Annotated in this window: 11 protein-coding genes and 1 pseudogene; 9 read left to right on the forward strand and 3 right to left on the reverse strand. The window is 33.2% G+C overall.

The window, feature by feature from the left end; genetic code table 11:
- Positions 1 to 44: 44 nt before the first annotated feature.
- Entirely contained in the window at positions 45 to 965 is a 921-nt protein-coding gene (locus tag ACR9ES_RS13715; protein WP_435254594.1) for an AraC family transcriptional regulator, read from the reverse strand.
- Positions 966 to 1,165: 200 nt separating this feature from the next.
- On the opposite strand from ACR9ES_RS13715, the gene ACR9ES_RS13720 reads away from it, so the two are divergent.
- The 7 genes and pseudogenes from ACR9ES_RS13720 to ACR9ES_RS13750 all read left to right on the forward strand — a co-directional run bounded on the left by ACR9ES_RS13720 (position 1,166) and on the right by ACR9ES_RS13750 (position 11,126).
- Entirely contained in the window at positions 1,166 to 2,665 is a 1,500-nt protein-coding gene (locus ACR9ES_RS13720; RefSeq protein ID WP_435254595.1) for an aldehyde dehydrogenase family protein, read from the forward strand.
- 55 nt (positions 2,666 to 2,720) lie between these two features.
- A complete protein-coding gene (locus tag ACR9ES_RS13725) occupies positions 2,721 to 3,059 on the forward strand; it encodes a DUF779 domain-containing protein (protein ID WP_435254596.1) in 339 nt (112 codons plus the stop codon).
- A 93-nt stretch (positions 3,060 to 3,152) separates the two neighbouring features.
- On the forward strand, positions 3,153 to 5,060 hold the full coding sequence (gene acs / locus ACR9ES_RS13730; RefSeq protein ID WP_435254597.1) for an acetate--CoA ligase: 1,908 nt from the start codon (positions 3,153 to 3,155) through the stop codon (positions 5,058 to 5,060).
- Between the two features lie 212 nt (positions 5,061 to 5,272).
- Positions 5,273 to 6,742: an alkaline phosphatase PhoX gene (locus ACR9ES_RS13735; protein WP_435254598.1), complete on the forward strand. Its 1,470-nt coding sequence runs from the start codon at positions 5,273 to 5,275 to the stop codon at positions 6,740 to 6,742.
- A 41-nt stretch (positions 6,743 to 6,783) separates the two neighbouring features.
- A complete protein-coding gene (locus ACR9ES_RS13740) occupies positions 6,784 to 8,535 on the forward strand; it encodes a cytochrome-c peroxidase (protein ID WP_435254599.1) in 1,752 nt (583 codons plus the stop codon).
- 353 nt (positions 8,536 to 8,888) lie between these two features.
- Positions 8,889 to 9,182, forward strand: a pseudogene (locus ACR9ES_RS13745) (GIY-YIG nuclease family protein).
- Between the two features lie 282 nt (positions 9,183 to 9,464).
- Entirely contained in the window at positions 9,465 to 11,126 is a 1,662-nt protein-coding gene (locus tag ACR9ES_RS13750) for a sodium:solute symporter (RefSeq protein ID WP_435254600.1), read from the forward strand.
- Here ACR9ES_RS13750 and ACR9ES_RS13755 read toward each other — a convergent pair.
- Positions 11,123 to 12,610: an NAD(P)H-hydrate dehydratase gene (locus ACR9ES_RS13755; RefSeq protein ID WP_435254601.1), complete on the reverse strand. Its 1,488-nt coding sequence runs from the start codon at positions 12,608 to 12,610 to the stop codon at positions 11,123 to 11,125. The two genes, ACR9ES_RS13750 and ACR9ES_RS13755, sit on opposite strands and share 4 nt — an antisense overlap.
- Before the next feature lie 93 nt (positions 12,611 to 12,703).
- Positions 12,704 to 13,390: a (d)CMP kinase gene (gene cmk, locus ACR9ES_RS13760; protein ID WP_435254602.1), complete on the reverse strand. Its 687-nt coding sequence runs from the start codon at positions 13,388 to 13,390 to the stop codon at positions 12,704 to 12,706.
- Between the two features lie 280 nt (positions 13,391 to 13,670).
- On the opposite strand from cmk, the gene ACR9ES_RS13765 reads away from it, so the two are divergent.
- A complete protein-coding gene (locus ACR9ES_RS13765) occupies positions 13,671 to 15,851 on the forward strand; it encodes a gliding motility-associated C-terminal domain-containing protein (RefSeq protein ID WP_435254603.1) in 2,181 nt (726 codons plus the stop codon).
- A 9-nt stretch (positions 15,852 to 15,860) separates the two neighbouring features.
- Positions 15,861 to 17,693, forward strand: a complete 1,833-nt coding sequence (locus ACR9ES_RS13770; protein WP_435254604.1) for a PorP/SprF family type IX secretion system membrane protein — start codon at positions 15,861 to 15,863, stop codon at positions 17,691 to 17,693.
- Positions 17,694 to 17,701 lie beyond the last annotated feature (8 nt).

Genomic DNA, 17,701 nt, shown 5'->3' on the forward strand with positions numbered 1-17,701 from the left:
AAACAAATGTAATGATAAAAGCTTTTTGAAAAAGAATAGAAGACTTATCCTTTTATAAAAGACTTTTTAAACTGTTGAGGAGTGATCATCTCCATTTTTTTAAACTGTCTGTTAAAATAGCTAATATTATTAAACCCTGATTTGTAGGCTATTTCAGAAATACGTAAGTTTTTAGATTGTTTTATAAGTTTTTTTGAAAATTTAATTTTTTCAGAATTGATATAGTCTATAGGAGAAATACCTAAGGTGTTTTTAAATTTTTTATGAAAATGAGAGGTACTCATACAAGCCTTTTCAGCTAAAAGCTCAACGGTAATATCTTTATTAGTAAGGTTGTTTTTTATAAATTTAATAACCATGCCTATACGCGTATCAGAAAACGTGTCTGTAGGGTCATTTAAAATGAATGCTTTAGCTTTGGTCTGTAGTAGTCTAACAATCAGTTCTTGTATCATAAGATCAAGAAGAATGTCTTTAGATTTGTTTTGCTCAGTAAATGTATGAACTAAACGCCCTACTAAGTGATTAATATCTGTGTTATGAACTAAGTGTGATGAAGTGTCATTCAAATTCCAGTTATTATTTTCACGTTCTATAGCTACGTTGTGGTTGAATTTTTCAACAATTTCTTCAATTTTATGTGAATCGATACCTAGTGCTAAGCATTGAGTAGGGTTATTTTTATCTGCCAAAGGAAAATCAATAATCATTTCTTTGTTTTTAGGCATAACCACAGATTCTCCCGGAAAAAAATCAAAAGGATCCATTCCTTCTAGATGCATTATTTTTTTACCAGTTAGCATACTGGCAATAACAGGAAAGTCAAAAGTTAAAGAAATTTGTTCAGCATACTTATGAGTTTCAAAAATATTTAACTCAGCATATTCAGCATTATAGGTGGTTCTATTTTCAACTAAAGTAGTGAGTTTTCGGCTTTCCTTATGTCGACTTAATAAATGATTCATAATCAATAGTACAAAATTCTATTTGTGTTTTTTGGGGAATAATAGATATGTGTTACAATTTAATAAATATGTTCAATGTATTAGCTATATGATATTATAAATTTACAAAAATTACGAAATATTCATTTTTACACATGATTAATTAAGGATGTGTTATTTCGTTGGCTAAATTCAAATAAAAACACAAAAATACAAAGTTTATGAGTTATACTAAACCAAAGTTTAAAGACACGTATGCTAATTTTATTAATGGAGAGTTTGTTGCTCCGTTAGGAGGAGAATATTTCGAAAATAGATCTCCAGTAGATAATAGTATCATAGCAAAATATCCAAGATCACAAAAAGAAGATGTAGAGTTAGCTTTAGATGCAGCCAATGCAGCGAAGGAAAGTTGGGGAAACACTTCAGCAGCAGAACGAGCTTCATTGCTAAATAAAGTAGCAGATATAATTGAAGCAAATTTAGAAGAGTTTGCATTAGTAGAAACCTGTGATAATGGAAAACCAATACGAGAAACATTAAATGCTGATGTTCCTTTGGCAGTAGATCATTGGCGCTATTTTGCGGCTGCCATTAGAGCAGAAGAAGGAAGTGCAACAGAGCTTGATCAAAATACCTTATCAATGAACATTAAAGAACCTTTGGGGGTTGTGGGGCAAATTATTCCTTGGAACTTCCCTCTTTTAATGTTATCGTGGAAGTTGCCTCCTGCATTGGCAACAGGGAACTGTGTGGTGTTAAAACCAGCAGAGCAAACTCCATCATCAGCAACATTGTTAATGGAAAAAATAGCAGGTGTTTTTCCTCCAGGAGTGTTAAACGTAGTACATGGTTTTGGACCTGAAGCAGGAAAACCATTGGCATCGAGCCCAAGAATAGATAAAGTAGCTTTTACAGGTGAAACTACTACAGGACAGTTGATTATGCAGTATGCTTCTAAAAACTTAAATCCTGTTACAATGGAGTTAGGAGGAAAATCTCCAAACATCTTTTTTAATAGTGTAATGGATGAAGATGATGCGTTTTTAGATAAAGCAATTGAAGGAGCGGTGCTATTTGCTTTTAATCAAGGAGAAGTTTGTACCTGTCCATCACGTATTTTAGTACAAGAAGATATTTACGATAAGTTTATGGAACGTGTGGTAGCAAGAACAGAAGCAATTGTACAAAAGAGTCCGTATGATGTAAATACGATGGTAGGTGCGCAAGCATCTAACGATCAATACGAAAAAATTCAAGCATATATTAAAATAGGAAAAGAAGAAGGAGCGAAAGTATTATGTGGTGGAGAAGCTAATAAGCTAGATGGAGAGTTGGCAAATGGTTTTTACATTAAGCCAACTATTTTAGAAGGGCATAATAAGATGCGTGTGTTCCAAGAAGAGATTTTCGGACCCGTAGTTTGTGTTACAAAGTTTAAAGATGAAGCAGAAGCTTTAGAAATAGCGAATGATACCATGTACGGATTAGGAGCAGGGGTTTGGACACGTGATGCACATCAGTTATATCAAATTCCAAGAGCTATTAAAGCAGGAAGAGTTTGGGTAAATTGTTATCATGCCTATCCAGCTCACGCACCATTTGGAGGGTACAAAAAATCAGGATTTGGTAGGGAGAACCACTTAATGATGATGGATTACTATCGCCAGACTAAAAACATGTTGATATCGTACGATAAAAACAAGTTAGGGTTCTTTTAGTTGTTTGAAAATACTGAGCTTTTTAAAGCTCAGTATTTTATAAAAAAAATATAATATGCAAAGAGTAGCAATAACAGATGCAGCAAAAGAAATAGTTGAAAAACTAAAAAAACAACATGGAGATTTGATTTTTCATCAAAGCGGAGGGTGTTGTGATGGATCATCACCAATGATTTTTCCTAAAGATGAAATGTATTTAGATGAAAGTGATATTCTGTTAGGTGTGTTAGATGAAGTCCCTTTTTATATGAATAGAGACCAATTTGAATATTGGAAACATACGCATTTAACAATAGATATAACTGAAGGTAGAGGTTCTAGTTTCTCATTAGAAATACCTTTAGGAGTTCGTTTTATTGTGCATTCTCGCTTATTGCAAAATGAAGAAGATTGATTTATGTTTTAAGAAGAAGGAATTAATAAGTTGATAAACAATTAAAAATGATTTATTTTAGTGGCTTAAGCTAAAATAAAAAGGTGTATAAGAATGAGTAACTATCACGTAAAAACATTAGAAGAATATTTTCAATTATATAGAAAGTCAGTAAGAAATCCAGAATTATTTTGGGAAGAAATAGCAGAAGAGCACTTCGTTTGGAGAAAAAAATGGGATACAGTTGTAGAATATGATTTTTCCAAACCAGAGTTTAAATGGTTTGAAGGAGCAAAACTAAATATTACAGAAAACTGTATAGATCGTCACATACATATTAGAGGAGATAAAACAGCTATTTTATTTGAACCTAATAATCCAGATGAAGAAGCAGAACATATTTCTTACAAGGAATTACACAAACGCGTATGTAAGTTTGCGAATGTGTTAAAAGAACAAGGAATTAAAAAAGGAGATAGAGTTTGTATTTATTTACCGATGATTCCTGAGTTAGCAATTTCTATTTTAGCTTGTGCTCGAATAGGAGCAGTACATTCTGTAGTGTTTGCAGGATTTTCGTCTACGGCATTATCAACAAGAATTAATGACTGTGGAGCAAAAATGGTGATTACTTCCGATGGTTCATACAGAGGAGCGAAAACAATCGATTTAAAAAGTATTGTAGATGAAGCGTTAGAGAGTTGCCCGTCCATAGAAACAGTATTAGTAGCGAAACGAATTCATTCTGATATAGAATTAAAAGAAGGTCGCGATAAATGGTTAGCGCCTTTGTTAGAAGAAGCTTATCAAGACTGTGTTCCTGAAATTATGGATGCTGAAGATCCATTATTTATTTTATATACCTCTGGTTCAACAGGAAGCCCTAAAGGAATGTTACATACCACAGCAGGGTACATGGTGTACACAGCATATACATTTAAAAATGTATTCAATTATAAAGAAAACGATATTTATTGGTGTACGGCAGATATTGGTTGGATTACTGGGCATAGTTATATCGTATACGGTCCGTTAGCCAATGGCGCTACAACAGTAATGTTTGAAGGGGTGCCTAGTTATCCTGATTTTGGACGTTTTTGGGAAATTATTGAAAAGCATAAAGTAACTCAGTTTTATACAGCACCTACAGCTATTAGAGCTTTAGCAAAAGAGAACTTAGATTTTGTAGATAGTCACGATTTATCGTCGTTAAAAGTATTAGGTACGGTAGGAGAACCAATTAATGAAGAAGCGTGGCACTGGTATAATGATAATGTAGGAAAAAAGAAAAACCCAATTGTAGATACTTGGTGGCAAACGGAAACAGGAGGAATCATGATTTCACCGTTACCATATTTAACACCAACAAAGCCAACATACGCAACGTTACCACTTCCAGGAATTCAATTAGCGTTAATTGATGAAAACGGAAAAGAGATTAAAGGAAATCAGGTAGATGGTCGTTTGTGTGTAAAATATCCTTGGCCTTCTATGGCAAGATCAATTTGGGGAAATCATCAACGTTATAAAGAAACTTATTTCTCTGCGTATGATAATATGTATTTTACAGGGGATGGAGCACTACGTGACGAAGTTGGGTATTATAGAATTACAGGTCGTGTAGATGATGTAATTATTGTTTCTGGTCATAATTTAGGTACTGCACCTATTGAAGATTCTGTAAATGAGCATCCAGCAGTAGCAGAAAGTGCTATTGTAGGTTTCCCTCACGATGTTAAAGGAAATGCGTTGTACGGTTATGTGATTTTAAAAGAAACAGGAGAAGAAAGAAATCAAGACAATCTTCGAAAGGAAATAAATCAAATAATAACCGAACATATTGGTCCGATAGCAAAATTAGATAAAATTCAATTTGTTGAAGGATTACCTAAAACACGTTCAGGAAAAATTATGAGACGTATTTTACGTAAAATAGCACATAATGAATTGAGTAACTTAGGAGATGTTTCAACATTATTAAACCCAGAAGTTGTAGAAAACATCATAAAAGAAAGACTTTAGTTGTAGAAAATAAATACTGTATTAAAAATTGTAAAACCAACATATTTGTTAATGTGTTGGTTTTCTTTTGTTTAAAATTTCAGGATTGAAATTGGTTAAAGATTTGTTAAAGCAGTTAACGTTTTGTTGAGGTAGATTTAAACTGGAGCTAAAATATTCTTAAAGTTAGTGTTGTTGATTTGCGCCTATAAAAACTAAAATAAAATTTAACAATGAAAAATTTATTGAAATTAGGATTTTTAGGTGTTTGTACAGTAGCTACATTAACATCTTGTGATTCTGAAAGTGGGTCTAATACACCAGGAAGTGGAGAGTCAGTTGAGTTAAAAGCACACTCTAAAACCCCTAATTTTTTAAAATTAGAATCTGAGTTTTCAGGAGTAAAAATTTACCCTTTATTATCTTCAGAAGATAAATTAGAAGAAACTCCAAACTTTGTGTATGGTTCTATGGCAGATGGTGCAGGATTAATGAAGAATTCAGACGGAACATTTACATTAATCAACAATATTGAAGCAGATTACTCAATCGCTCGTATCAAATTAGATAAAACATTTAAGCCAGTTCATGGTGAATATATTTTAAATGCAAACGCAACTGCAAGTACAGCTCAATGTTCAGGTTCTTTAGTAACTATGGAAGAGCATGGTTTCGGACCATTATACTTATCAGGAGGTGAATGGGGAGGAGCATCTAAAGGTGTTTTCGCAACTGATCCTTTCAAAGAAGCTTCAGCAGCAGGTACTCCAAATATGTTAACTGCAATGGGACAATGGTCTACAGAAAATGCAGTAGTAATAGGTAAAGATGCTTATGCAGATAAAACAGTTTTATTTATTGGTGATGATCACTCTGATAACGAAGTTCCTTCAGGTCAATTAGGAATGTATGTTGGTGAAAGAGGAGATTTAAACGGAGGTAAATTATACGGATTAAAAGTTACTGACGAAGGAGTTACTTACGAAATGGATATGGCTGAAGGTCAAACTTACAACGCTACTTTTGTTGAGTTAACTGAAAAGAACATCGATTTATTAGATGCTGAAGCAAAAGAAAAAGGAGTAATGGGATTCTCTCGTTTAGAAGATATCGACTGGAGAAGAGGTTCTGCTAAGAACAACCGTGAAATCTATTTTTGTGTTACAGGTCGTAAAAAAGATGGTTTAGTAGGAAAAGGAACTATTTACGGACGTGTGTATAAAGTAGAATTAAATGAAAACGATCCAACAGGCGCTGCTAAAATTACTTGTGTGTTAGATGGTGATAAATTAGACGGTAAAGCGAAAGATTTCCATAGTCCAGATAACATTGTAGTTACCGATAACTATGCGTATATTCAAGAAGATCCTAACGGATATTTTGATGGAGATAAAAACCACGCTGCAAGTTTATATCAATATAACTTAAACACAGGTGATGTTAAAAAAGTATTAGAATGTGATCAAGTAGCTGCTACGGCTGCAGGTTACGGAGCTTCTTATCAAGAAAGTGCTTGGGAAATTACAGGTATGATCGACATTTCTGAAACTATCGGAGTAAACGATACATTCTTATTAATTACTCAAAACCACGGATGGGTTCCTGCTGATGGTGGTGCGTTTACAGATGCTTTAGCAAACGATGCAGCTGAAACTGAAAAAGAAGGAAGTCAATTATATATTGTTCAAGGATTAAACAGATAATGACAAACAGTTTTCAAAAAATAAAAAAGGCACATGTTATCATGTGTCTTTTTCTAGTATCTATAGTTAGTTGTAAACAAGAAAAAACAGCTAGATATGCGAAGGTTGATAATCAAGCTTTGGTGTTGAAAATTCAAGAGTATTACACACAACACCTCGATAGTTGTATTGTGCTGTTAGAAGAATTAAATACTGTTGAAACGGTTTCAGAAAAAATAAAAAAATACAAATTAGCAAGGAGAGAATTCAAGTTAATAGAACCTATTTTGGCTTTTTCTGATAAAGAAAATTACAAGAGCTTAAACGCTCCTAATATTTTAAAGATTGATGAAGAAGATGCTACGGATGTTAAAATAAGAAACCCTTTAGGATTTCAAGTTATTGAAGAATTATTACACGAAGATGAGGTGGATGTTGCTGAAGTGAATAACATCGTTAAAACTACAGCAAACAGACTTAAATTAATAGCAGGAAACAACACATTGTATTTAAAAAAATACCATACGTTGTGGTTGCTACGCGATCAAATGGCACGAATAGCTTTGGTAGGAATTACAGGTTTTGATTCGCCTGTGTTGGAGCAGTCGTTAACTGAGGCTAAAACAAATTATGAAACCATACTTTTCATTATAAATACTTATAAAAATGAATTTTCAAATGAAAATTTATATACTGATTGGTTGAATGAAATACAAGCAACTCAAAAAGTATTAGAAGAAGGAGAATTTGCTGCGTTCAATCGTTTCGATTTTATTCAAAACCATGCACATAAGCAATTGGAATTGTTAGCAAATACTGCGGAAGACTGGAAAGTAGAGTTCCCATTAACTTTGGCGTTCAACAATAACATCACTTCGTTGTTTTCAAAAGAAACATTTAATGTGGATTTCTTTAACGATTACCATCAGTTAGAAAACGCAATGTCAGATGAAAAAATAGCATTAGGAAAAAAGTTGTTCAACGATAAAAGTTTGTCAAAAGACGGAGTAATGAGTTGTGCTACTTGTCACATAAAAGACAAAGCATTTACTGACGGATTAGCAACGTTTCCAAAGCAGTTAAGAAACACTCCAACATTACCGTATGCAGCCTACCAACAAACTTTTTTTCATGATGGAAGAGCAGGTAGTTTAGAAGGTCAGATTGTGGGCGTTGTTGAAAATAAAAATGAGTTTCATACCAATTTAAAGAATCTAACTGAAACGGTTGAAAAAGATAGTGTATATACAAAAGCGTTTACCGATTTATACGGAAAAGTAAGTGATTTTAACATCCGAAATGCGATGGCAAATTACATTAGAAGTTTAGGTGATTTTAGTTCTAAGTTTGATAAAAACATCAATAAAAAAGAAAACACGTTAACGGCTTCTGAGGTTAACGGATTCAATCTTTTTATGGGGAAAGCAAAATGTGCAACCTGTCATTTTCCACCAGTGTTTAACGGAACGGTTCCTCCTAACTTCACAGAAACAGAGGTGGAGTCTATCGGTGTTCCTAATTTAACAGAAACGGAGTTGGATGATGATTTAGGTGCATACAATGTATTTAAAACTGAAGAAAGAAAATTCTTTTTCAAAACTACTACCGTTCGTAACATTTCAAAAACGGCTCCGTATATGCATAATGGAGTTTATGAAACATTAGAACAAGTTGTTGATTTTTATAACAAAGGTGGTGGAGAAGGTTTAGGATATCACGTTCCAAACCAAACCTTACCTCCAGATGAATTGAATTTATCAGACAAAGAAATTCAAGACTTAATTGCTTTTATGGAAAGCTTAACGGATGAGTAAAATCATTTAATTTTTATAGTTAACAAAAACGCTTAGAACACTAGTTTTAGAGCGTTTTTATTTTTAAAAACAAAAGCAAAAAAAATGAAGATTTAGAAAAACATACCATTTTTTGTTTTTAAAATCTATAAATTGACAGTTCAAAGACTAAACGAATTAAAATCTATTCTGTCTTTTAGTTTTGTTAAAAAGTGAAGATGTCAGTTCGAGTGATTTTCACGATTGGAGTGAGTGAAAATTATATCGAGAACTAGTGTGTAAGCATCTCGATACAAATTTCTTTTTTTTTATCAAAAAACGAAATTCACTCGATGTGACAGCGAAAGTTTTGAAGAGTTAAGAACAAATTTGCAATGAAAGTATATTATGTTTACATATTACAATGTTCTGACAAGACTTATTATACGGGGATGACGTCAAACCTCTCTCAACGAATGTTTCAGCATCAAGATGGAACTTTTCAAGGCAGTTAAACTTCAATGAGAAAACCTGTTGAACTTGTGTTTTATTGTGAGTTTAGTAATGTAGAGATGGCTATTGAAAAAGAAAAACAAATTAAAAAATGGTCTAGAGCTAAAAAAGAGGCGCTTGTAAATAATCAATTTGAAAAACTTCCTAACTTAGCAAAAAAGACATTTAAAAAGTGAAGATGTCAGTTCGAGTGATTTTTACGATTGGAATGAGAATCCCGAAATTTCGGGAGTATCGAGAACCAGTCTGTAGAGGTTTTGAGATAAGTTTCTTTTTTATCGAAAACGAAATTTACTCGATATGACAGGATTTTCTAAAAAAAATAAATAGATTAATCTAATCAAACAAAGCATGGATAAAAAGTATATATGGAAAAAAGAATACACGGTCGTCTTGGTGGCTAACCTAATTTACATCGTGTTGTTTTACATAATTACTAACCTATATACAAAATAACTATGCAAGATATAGATTGGATTGTTCTTTCGCTTACCTTATTATTTATTGTTTTATACGGAGTTTGGAAAACCAGAGGAAGCAAAAATGTAGAGGATTACATAAAAGGAGGAAATGAAAGTAAATGGTGGACGATTGGTTTATCAGTAATGGCAACACAAGCTAGTGCAATAACTTTTTTGTCAACTCCAGGGCAAGCATTTCATAGTGGAATGGGGTTTGTGCAGTTTTACTTTGGATTACCAATAGCCATGGTAATTATCTGTTTGGTGTTTATTCCTATTTACCACAAGTTAAAAGTTTATACAGCCTACGAATATTTAGAAGGAAGGTTTGATCAAAAAACACGAACCTTAACAGCTATTCTGTTTTTAATTCAACGCGGATTAGCAGCTGGAATTACCATTTTTGCTCCGGCTATTATTTTGTCGGCTGTTTTAGGATGGGATTTAATAACCTTGAATATTATTATTGGGGTTTTGGTAATTATATACACCGTTTCTGGTGGAACCAAAGCAGTAAGTGTTACGCAAAAACAACAAATGGCGGTAATTTTTGCAGGAATGTTTGTTGCTTTTTACTTGATATTACAATATTTACCAGATGATATTACATTTACGAAAGCCTTGGAAATTGCAGGAGCTTCTGATAAAATGCAAGTACTAGATTTTTCTTGGGATTTGAATAATCGATATACGGTTTGGACAGGTATTTTAGGAGGAACATTTTTAATGCTATCATATTTTGGAACAGATCAAAGTCAGGTTCAACGTTATTTATCTGGAAAATCATTACGAGAAAGTCAATTAGGATTGATTTTCAACGGGCTGTTAAAAGTACCGATGCAGTTTTTTATTCTGTTAGTAGGAGTGATGGTGTTTGTATTTTATCAGTTTAATCCGTCTCCGTTAAATTTTAATCCAAAAGCAGGAGAGGCTATAGCAAATTCCAACCTTGAAACAATAGAGCAATATGTTAAGTTAGAAGAACAACATCGTTTTATTGAAGAAAGAAAAAAAGCATTGATTTTTGAAGGATTAACCCCTGAAAATGTAGCGCAAATTCAAGAATTTAATGAGCAAGATAAAGAGATAAAAGAAGAGGCAAAAACCATTATCTCTAAAGCAGATGCTCAGGTAGAAACAAACGATAAAGATTATGTGTTTATTCACTTTATTCTGAATAATTTACCAAAGGGATTGATAGGTTTGTTGTTGGCTGTAATTTTATCTGCAGCGATGTCATCTACTGCGTCAGAATTAAATGCTTTGGGAGGTACTACCGCAATTGATTTATACAAACGAAATACCACAATAGAATATAGCGAAGAGCATTATGTAAAAATGTCAAAATGGTTTACGTTAGGTTGGGGTATCATGGCAATTTTAGTCGCCTGTGTAGCTAATTTGTTTGATAATTTAATTCAATTGGTAAATATTATCGGCTCTATTTTTTACGGAAACGTGTTGGGAATTTTTTTGTTGGCCTTTTTTATAAAGTTTGTAAAAGGAAATGCAGTATTTATCGCCGCAATAATTACACAAGTTATCATTATTGCTGTTTGGTATATTGATTGGTTGCCGTACCTATGGTTAAACGCTTTAGGTTGTGGATTAGTAATGTTGTTAGCAATACTAATCCAAGCATTTTCTAAAGAAAATTAATGTTTTTCTATACGTAAAGCGTCAATAATATCCGAAGCTATTAAAGAATTGTATCCTTTTTTACTAGCAGCTTCGTCTCCTGCTTTTCCGTGGAAATATACTCCTAATAAAGCAGCGTGTAAAGACGAATAATTTTGCGCTAATAAACCTGTGATAATTCCTGTAAGTACGTCGCCACTACCACCAGTTGCCATTCCTTGGTTCCCAGAGGTGTTGAAGTATAAATTTCCTTCAGGAGAAGAAATCACGGTATAGGCATTTTTTAAAACCACTACACATTGATGTTTTGCAGAAAACTCAAGTTGTTTTTGAAAACGTTCTGTTGAGGTGTCAGATTTTCCTACCAATCTATCAAACTCTTTAATATGCGGAGTTAAAATAGAGTTTTTAGGAAGTAATGATGTTAACTCTTCATTTTGTGCAATAATATTAATAGCATCAGCATCAATAACAAGTGGATTCTTACTTTCAGAAAGTAGTTTTTTTACAACTTGTGCTGTTTTTTCGTTGGTATCTAACCCAGGACCTATCCCGACAACGTCGTATTTGGAAATTTCTGGTAGTTGGGTCACGAATTCTTCATTCTCATCGGTTAAGCACATAGCTTCTGGAATTGAAGATTGTATAATTTGATAGCCACATTTTGGTACATATGTGGTTAACAATCCTGTACCACTTCTTAAGCAAGCTTTAGAAGAAAGTGTCGCAGCTCCCATTTTTCCGTACGAACCAGCAATTAATAGGGTATGTCCGTAATCTCCTTTGTGAGATTGACGAGGTCTAGTAGCTAAAACTTCTACAATTTTTTCATTTAGAATAAAGTATTTGCTGTCTTGTCGTTGAACGAATTCTTCATCTAAACCAATATCAACAGTTTTCCAGTTTTTCACATAGTTTCCATTTTCAGGAAAAAAGAAAGAAAGTTTTGGTCGTTGAAAGCTAACTACGATATCTGCTTGTACGATAGTTTCAGAATCAGGTAGTGTGTCGCAGTACAATCCTGAAGGTACGTCAACAGCATATACCGTTTTTTTAGCTTTGTTGATGTTTTCTATAACTTGTTTTGTAAAACCAGTAATAGGTCTTGAAAGCCCAAAACCAAAAATCCCGTCAATAATAACATCATATTCTGAAAAACTAGGGATTTCACTAGTTGAATTTATGACAATTGTATCGTGTAGTTTTTCATAATTAATAATACAATCGGGAGTAAGAGTGTCTTTAAACTGCACTAAAAAGGGCTGAATATTGTACTTTTTATTTCTTAAAATTCTAGCAATGGCAAATCCGTCACCTCCATTGTTTCCAGATCCTCCAACAATGGCAATTTTTTGCGAACGTTGTAGTAAAGGTTCAATAGCTTTAACAAAAGCAAGAGACGCTTGCCCCATAAGAGCAAAAGAAGAGATTTCTTCTTTTAAAATAGTGTGATTGTCTGCTTCTCGTGTTTGAGAAACATTAAGGATTTTTTCTAGTATTTTCATGTATGTAATATACAATTTTATGCATAGTAACCAAAAAAGAACCTTGCAAAAATTTTGCACGGTTCAATGGTGTTTTATGTTGTTTTGTGAGTGTTAAATTCTTGCGTTTACGAGACTCATAATACGTTCAAATTGTTCTTTAAGTCCCATGTCTGAATTGTCAAATTCAATAGCATCATTGGCTTTGATTAAAGGAGAATCTTCTCGGGTAGAATCAATTCTATCGCGTTCTTGTACGTTTCGTAAAATTTCTTCATACTTTACTTTATCACCACGATCTAACAATTCTTTGTAGCGACGAGTTGCACGTTTATCGGCAGATGCAGTCATGAATAATTTTAATTCAGCATTAGGAAAAACTACCGTTCCAATGTCACGACCATCCATTACAATTCCTTTGTTTTTACCCATTTCTTGTTGCTCTTTTACTAACTTTTTACGTATCTCAGAAATGGCAGCAACTTTGCTCACTAGTTTAGAAACTTCAATAGTTCTAATTTCTTTTTCAACATTAGTCCCATTTAAAAACATTTCGGCAAAACCAAGTTGCTCGTTAAAGGTAAAAGATAAAGAAATATTGTCTAAATCAGCGATTAACTCGTTAGAGTTAAAAAAGGTTTCAGAAATATAGTTTTGTTGCATAGCGTACAGTGTAACAGCTCTATACATAGCGCCAGTGTCAACATAAATATATTCTAATTTTTTAGCCAATTGTTTAGCAATAGTGCTTTTTCCTGTTGATGAAAAACCGTCAATAGCGATAGTGATTTTCTTAGTCATAAATTGTAAAATGAATAACAAATATACGGCAGATTTTTAAGATAGTTGTAACGATTTGAATGTTGAAGTTAGAGGGGAAAATAACCTTTTTTTAAGGTTTTGTTAATTAGTTGTTTACGGATTTTATTAGGTGAAGAGAGCAAGGTTTTTTTAGAAGAGAAAAACTTTAGTTGTGGGTTACACATAGATTTTATATATTTCGGCGTTAAATTTTGTTAATTTTAATACCGTTTTTGTTAAGAAAAACTATAAATTTGACACCCCTTAAAGGATCCCTTAGATGAAAAATTACACTAAAAGCATTTTATTACTTTTAGCGACACTTCTGTTTTGTGCAACAAGTGCTGTATCTCAGACGCTGCTTAAGCCTGAGATTCAGTTTTCTAATGCTTGTAATGGTGCAGCTACAGATTTTAATGTGGTTTTTAAATACTCGGGTTCAGATTTTAACTCCAATAATGTATTTACGATAGAATTATCTGATGCAGATGGAAATTGGGGAAGTCCGATCAATGTAGGTACAGTAACCACTGAAAATTCTTCATATACTTTTTCTAGAACTTTTCAATTGCCTGATAATACTTACGGAACTAATTACAAGATACGTTTGGTTGCTAGTTCACCAGTAATGACCAGTCCAGATTCAGATTCGTTTGCAGCATATAAATTTTCAACAGATACTTTAGTTTTAAATAATTATGATGATGTTGTACTTTGTGATAGTGGATCAGCAGAACTTATATTAAATACTAATCAGAATGGTAATTACGAATGGTATAAAGATGATGTATTATTTACCACTACAACGGAACCTAAACTAGAGGTCACTTTATCTGGAAAGTATGAAGTGAAAATTGATTATGGAGCTTGTGGGTTTAGAGAGTCTACAATATCTAATGTAATTATCTTAGATAATACAGCCAAACAAATTAAAGGGCCTTCAACCGTAGAAATATGTGGAGATGAGTCACATACTTTTGAAGCTAACACAAATCGTTCAGGTTTAACCTATAATTGGTACTTAGACAATAAATTAGTACAATCATCTAATTCTTCAACCTATACAACACCAACAACAGGGCAGTTTGGAACGTATCATTTGGTAATTGATACAGGAACCTGTACTACCAAGTCAAACGATGTAGTGTTACAACAACAAACTACAGCAGGTTTTACAGTAACGAATGTTGGAGCCTTAGAAAGAATTATTTTATTTGGTGAAAAAAAAGAATTGTGTATTACACATGATGCTGACCCCTCAGAAGTTACTATAGAATGGTATAGAGATGATGTAACTATGGGAACTGCTGTTAGGAATCAGTTATGCATAGATGCAGCTACAGCAGGGGTATATTATGCAAGAGTAACAAAGAGTACAGGTTCAGCTTGTGATGATATAGTTGATTCTGAAAAGTTTACATTGTTAAACGTAACATCATTTGAACCAACTATTAGAGTGGAAACCAACTATGAGGAATGTAATACTAGAAGTACAGAGTTAAGTATAGTAGGGGTTAAGGCAGAGGTAGAAAATGGAGATATGTATGATCTAACATCAGATCAAATAGCTTTACTAAGTTTTGAATGGTATAAAAATAATGTGTCAACAGGAGGAACAGTAAGCGAATACAAAGTTAATTCGCATTTAGATAATGGTACATATACATTAAAAGCAAGTTTTAATGGTGTAGAAGGGGTGTCTAATGAATTAGATGTTAAGTTGGCTGAAGTACCCGAAATAAGAAGCACATCAACTTCAAACTCACTTTGTGCTGGTTCTTCTATAACTTATACAATAAATAATGTAGCAGCAGGTTATACGTATCAATGGATTAAAGATGGTACGGATGATGTTACCCCAGCAGACCCACAAACATTAACAGTAACAGAGGTAGGCGAGTATGTATTGCGATACTCAGGTTTTGGTTGTGATAAAGAGTTGAACCCTATAACCGTAATTCCGTTTGATGATTCAGCGGTAACGATAACACCTTCAGAAAAAGTTGTTATGGAAGAAGGAAGCTCAGCATTAGTAGTTGCTGCAGGAGGAGAATCTTACGAATGGTATCAAGGTGAAGGTACGTCAGGAATGTTATTATCAACAACAGAAGAGTTAACAGTAACCACTTTAGGGTTTTATACAGTATTGGCTAAAGTAGGAAACTGTTCGGTAGAAAGAACAATAGAAGTAGTTGAACCAGACTATCAAATTATAGTGCCAAATACCTTAACTCCTAACGGAGATGGTAAAAATGACACGTGGAAAATATCAAACAAATATGCGTTTCAGCCATTAGTTACCGTAATGTTATACAACGCGAATGGTAAAGAAATTTTTAAAACAACCGAATACAGAAATGATTGGCCAACAGAAGATTTAGGAAATCAAAAAGTCTTTTATTACAAGATAATAAGAGAAGATAAATTGATTAAAGCTGGAACGATATCTGTTTTACACTAAAAAGTTAGCATGATTAGAAAAATTACCTTACTTATAATACTCGTACTAAATGTGTTTGCTGTGCAAGCGCAAACCTCTGGTAATGAACAGCAATACAATAGCTTCAGTTCTCGTAACTTTATGAAGTTTAATCGCTTTTTAACCGTTCCTACCTTTTCTGCATTACGTGAAAATAAAACCTCACTTTCAGCTATTGTAAGAAATAGTAATGTAGATTTTGAAGACAATCCTCGTTTGTACGTGCTTGCTTATTCAGGAAAAATGAGAGAAAATGTTGGGGCAGGAGTAGCTGTTTATCAACAAGATGTAGGGTCGGTAAAAGATTTTGGTGCTTTAGCAAATTATGCACATCGTTTACAATTAAATGAAACCATGGATTTAACCTTTGGTTTTAACTTTTTATACAGTAGAAGAAGTTTAAACTGGGGAAAAGTTTTGGTTGCTGATGATGACGATACTTTTTTAAGTAATTATCAAGACGATCCGGTGGTTAATTTTCAACCAGCGGTAACTTTATCTATAGGAAAATTTGATGTTGGAGTCTTCTTTGAAAATTTAGTAGATTTTAATCTTAAGAGAAGTGAAATGGCTACTTCTTTTGGAGAAAAAACATTTTCGGGGCACTTAATGTATTCTCACGAATTTACGTATGCGTCAGGGCTTTTTGAAGGAGCTGATGTTCGATTTTTAGCAACCGCTAGAAAACCAGGAAATGATGATTTTGGTATAGGCGGAAGTGCTATAATAGACTTACCTAAAGCAGGTTGGATAAAAGCGGGTTATGATAATACGTATGGAATTTCTGCAGGAATGGGAATCAACTTATCAGAAAATTTAGCCATAGGAATCAGTTATGAAAAAAGTAGTTTTGCCGCAACAAATGAGGTAGGATTAATATATAATTTTGGTAAAAAAACATATACAAGAGAGCGTCCTACAAGAAGAACGGGTAATGTAAAAGTTAATTTACCAGAAAGAACTCCGAAAAAAGAAATTGAATATAAAAACCAGGAACATAACGATTTATCAGATGAAATTCAACAAGCACAAGATTCTATCGATATCTTAAATAAAAAGATAGATGAAGTGTTGAGAATATTAAAAAATCAACCAGCACCAAAAACAATTACGAATACTGTAATTATTAAAGATAGTGCTGAGACAAAAGATACTTCATTACGAAGAAGATCAAACAAACCTTGGCGTAATAGTACCATAACACGTTCTGGAGGAGGAGGTACAATGTATTATGTTATTTCTGACCAGTTTAGAAGCAAGGAAAATGCAGAAGCATTGATAGATAAATGGAAACGTTTAGATATAGAAGCAAAATATGTGTTTGAACCAGAGAAAAAATTATACTACGTGTATTTAGATCGTTTTGCTAAAGAAGAAGATGCACAAGAAAAAGTAGATGATTTTAATGATAAAACTCGTTTGTTTGAAAAGAACGATGACAAAAAAGATGACTCTACAATAAAAGTTAACAAAACAACCAAAGATCCTGTTTATGTAGTTAAAATCACTTTAGGTGGAGAGGTTAGAAATTATGAAGAGCCTAAAACACAGCCACCTGCAAGGGTTTACCCAATGGAAGCAGCAGGCGTAGCACCAGGATATTATTTACGTGTGTATGTAAATTCTCAAAAAGCCTTAGCGGATAGAAATGTAGATGAGTTACGAAATGACGATATAGATGCAGATTATTTTGTAGATCCTAAAACAGGGTTTATGCACGTGTACATTTTTAAAACTACCGACAGAGAAGAAGCGATTAAAATGTACAATACAAATTTAAATGGTGCTTTTTATGATCGTAAAGCAATCATTCAAATTAAATAATATAATAA

Origin of the sequence: Tenacibaculum sp. A30, from assembly GCF_051200845.1 — a bacterium.
Classification (GTDB): Bacteria; Bacteroidota; Bacteroidia; order Flavobacteriales; family Flavobacteriaceae; genus Polaribacter.

Excerpts from the sequence above, each read along its gene's own strand:
- cmk (WP_435254602.1), bottom strand. The coding sequence starts at position 13,390 with ATGACTAAGAAAATCACTATCGCTATTGACGGTTTTTCATCAACAGGA.
- ACR9ES_RS13770 (WP_435254604.1), top strand. The coding sequence starts at position 15,861 with ATGATTAGAAAAATTACCTTACTTATAATACTCGTACTAAATGTGTTT.
- ACR9ES_RS13725 (WP_435254596.1), top strand. The coding sequence starts at position 2,721 with ATGCAAAGAGTAGCAATAACAGATGCAGCAAAAGAAATAGTTGAAAAA.
- ACR9ES_RS13750 (WP_435254600.1), top strand. The coding sequence starts at position 9,465 with ATGCAAGATATAGATTGGATTGTTCTTTCGCTTACCTTATTATTTATT.
- ACR9ES_RS13735 (WP_435254598.1), top strand. The coding sequence starts at position 5,273 with ATGAAAAATTTATTGAAATTAGGATTTTTAGGTGTTTGTACAGTAGCT.
- ACR9ES_RS13720 (WP_435254595.1), top strand. The coding sequence starts at position 1,166 with ATGAGTTATACTAAACCAAAGTTTAAAGACACGTATGCTAATTTTATT.
- ACR9ES_RS13715 (WP_435254594.1), bottom strand. The coding sequence starts at position 965 with ATGAATCATTTATTAAGTCGACATAAGGAAAGCCGAAAACTCACTACT.
- acs (WP_435254597.1), top strand. The coding sequence starts at position 3,153 with ATGAGTAACTATCACGTAAAAACATTAGAAGAATATTTTCAATTATAT.
- ACR9ES_RS13740 (WP_435254599.1), top strand. The coding sequence starts at position 6,784 with ATGTGTCTTTTTCTAGTATCTATAGTTAGTTGTAAACAAGAAAAAACA.
- ACR9ES_RS13755 (WP_435254601.1), bottom strand. The coding sequence starts at position 12,610 with ATGAAAATACTAGAAAAAATCCTTAATGTTTCTCAAACACGAGAAGCA.
- ACR9ES_RS13765 (WP_435254603.1), top strand. The coding sequence starts at position 13,671 with ATGAAAAATTACACTAAAAGCATTTTATTACTTTTAGCGACACTTCTG.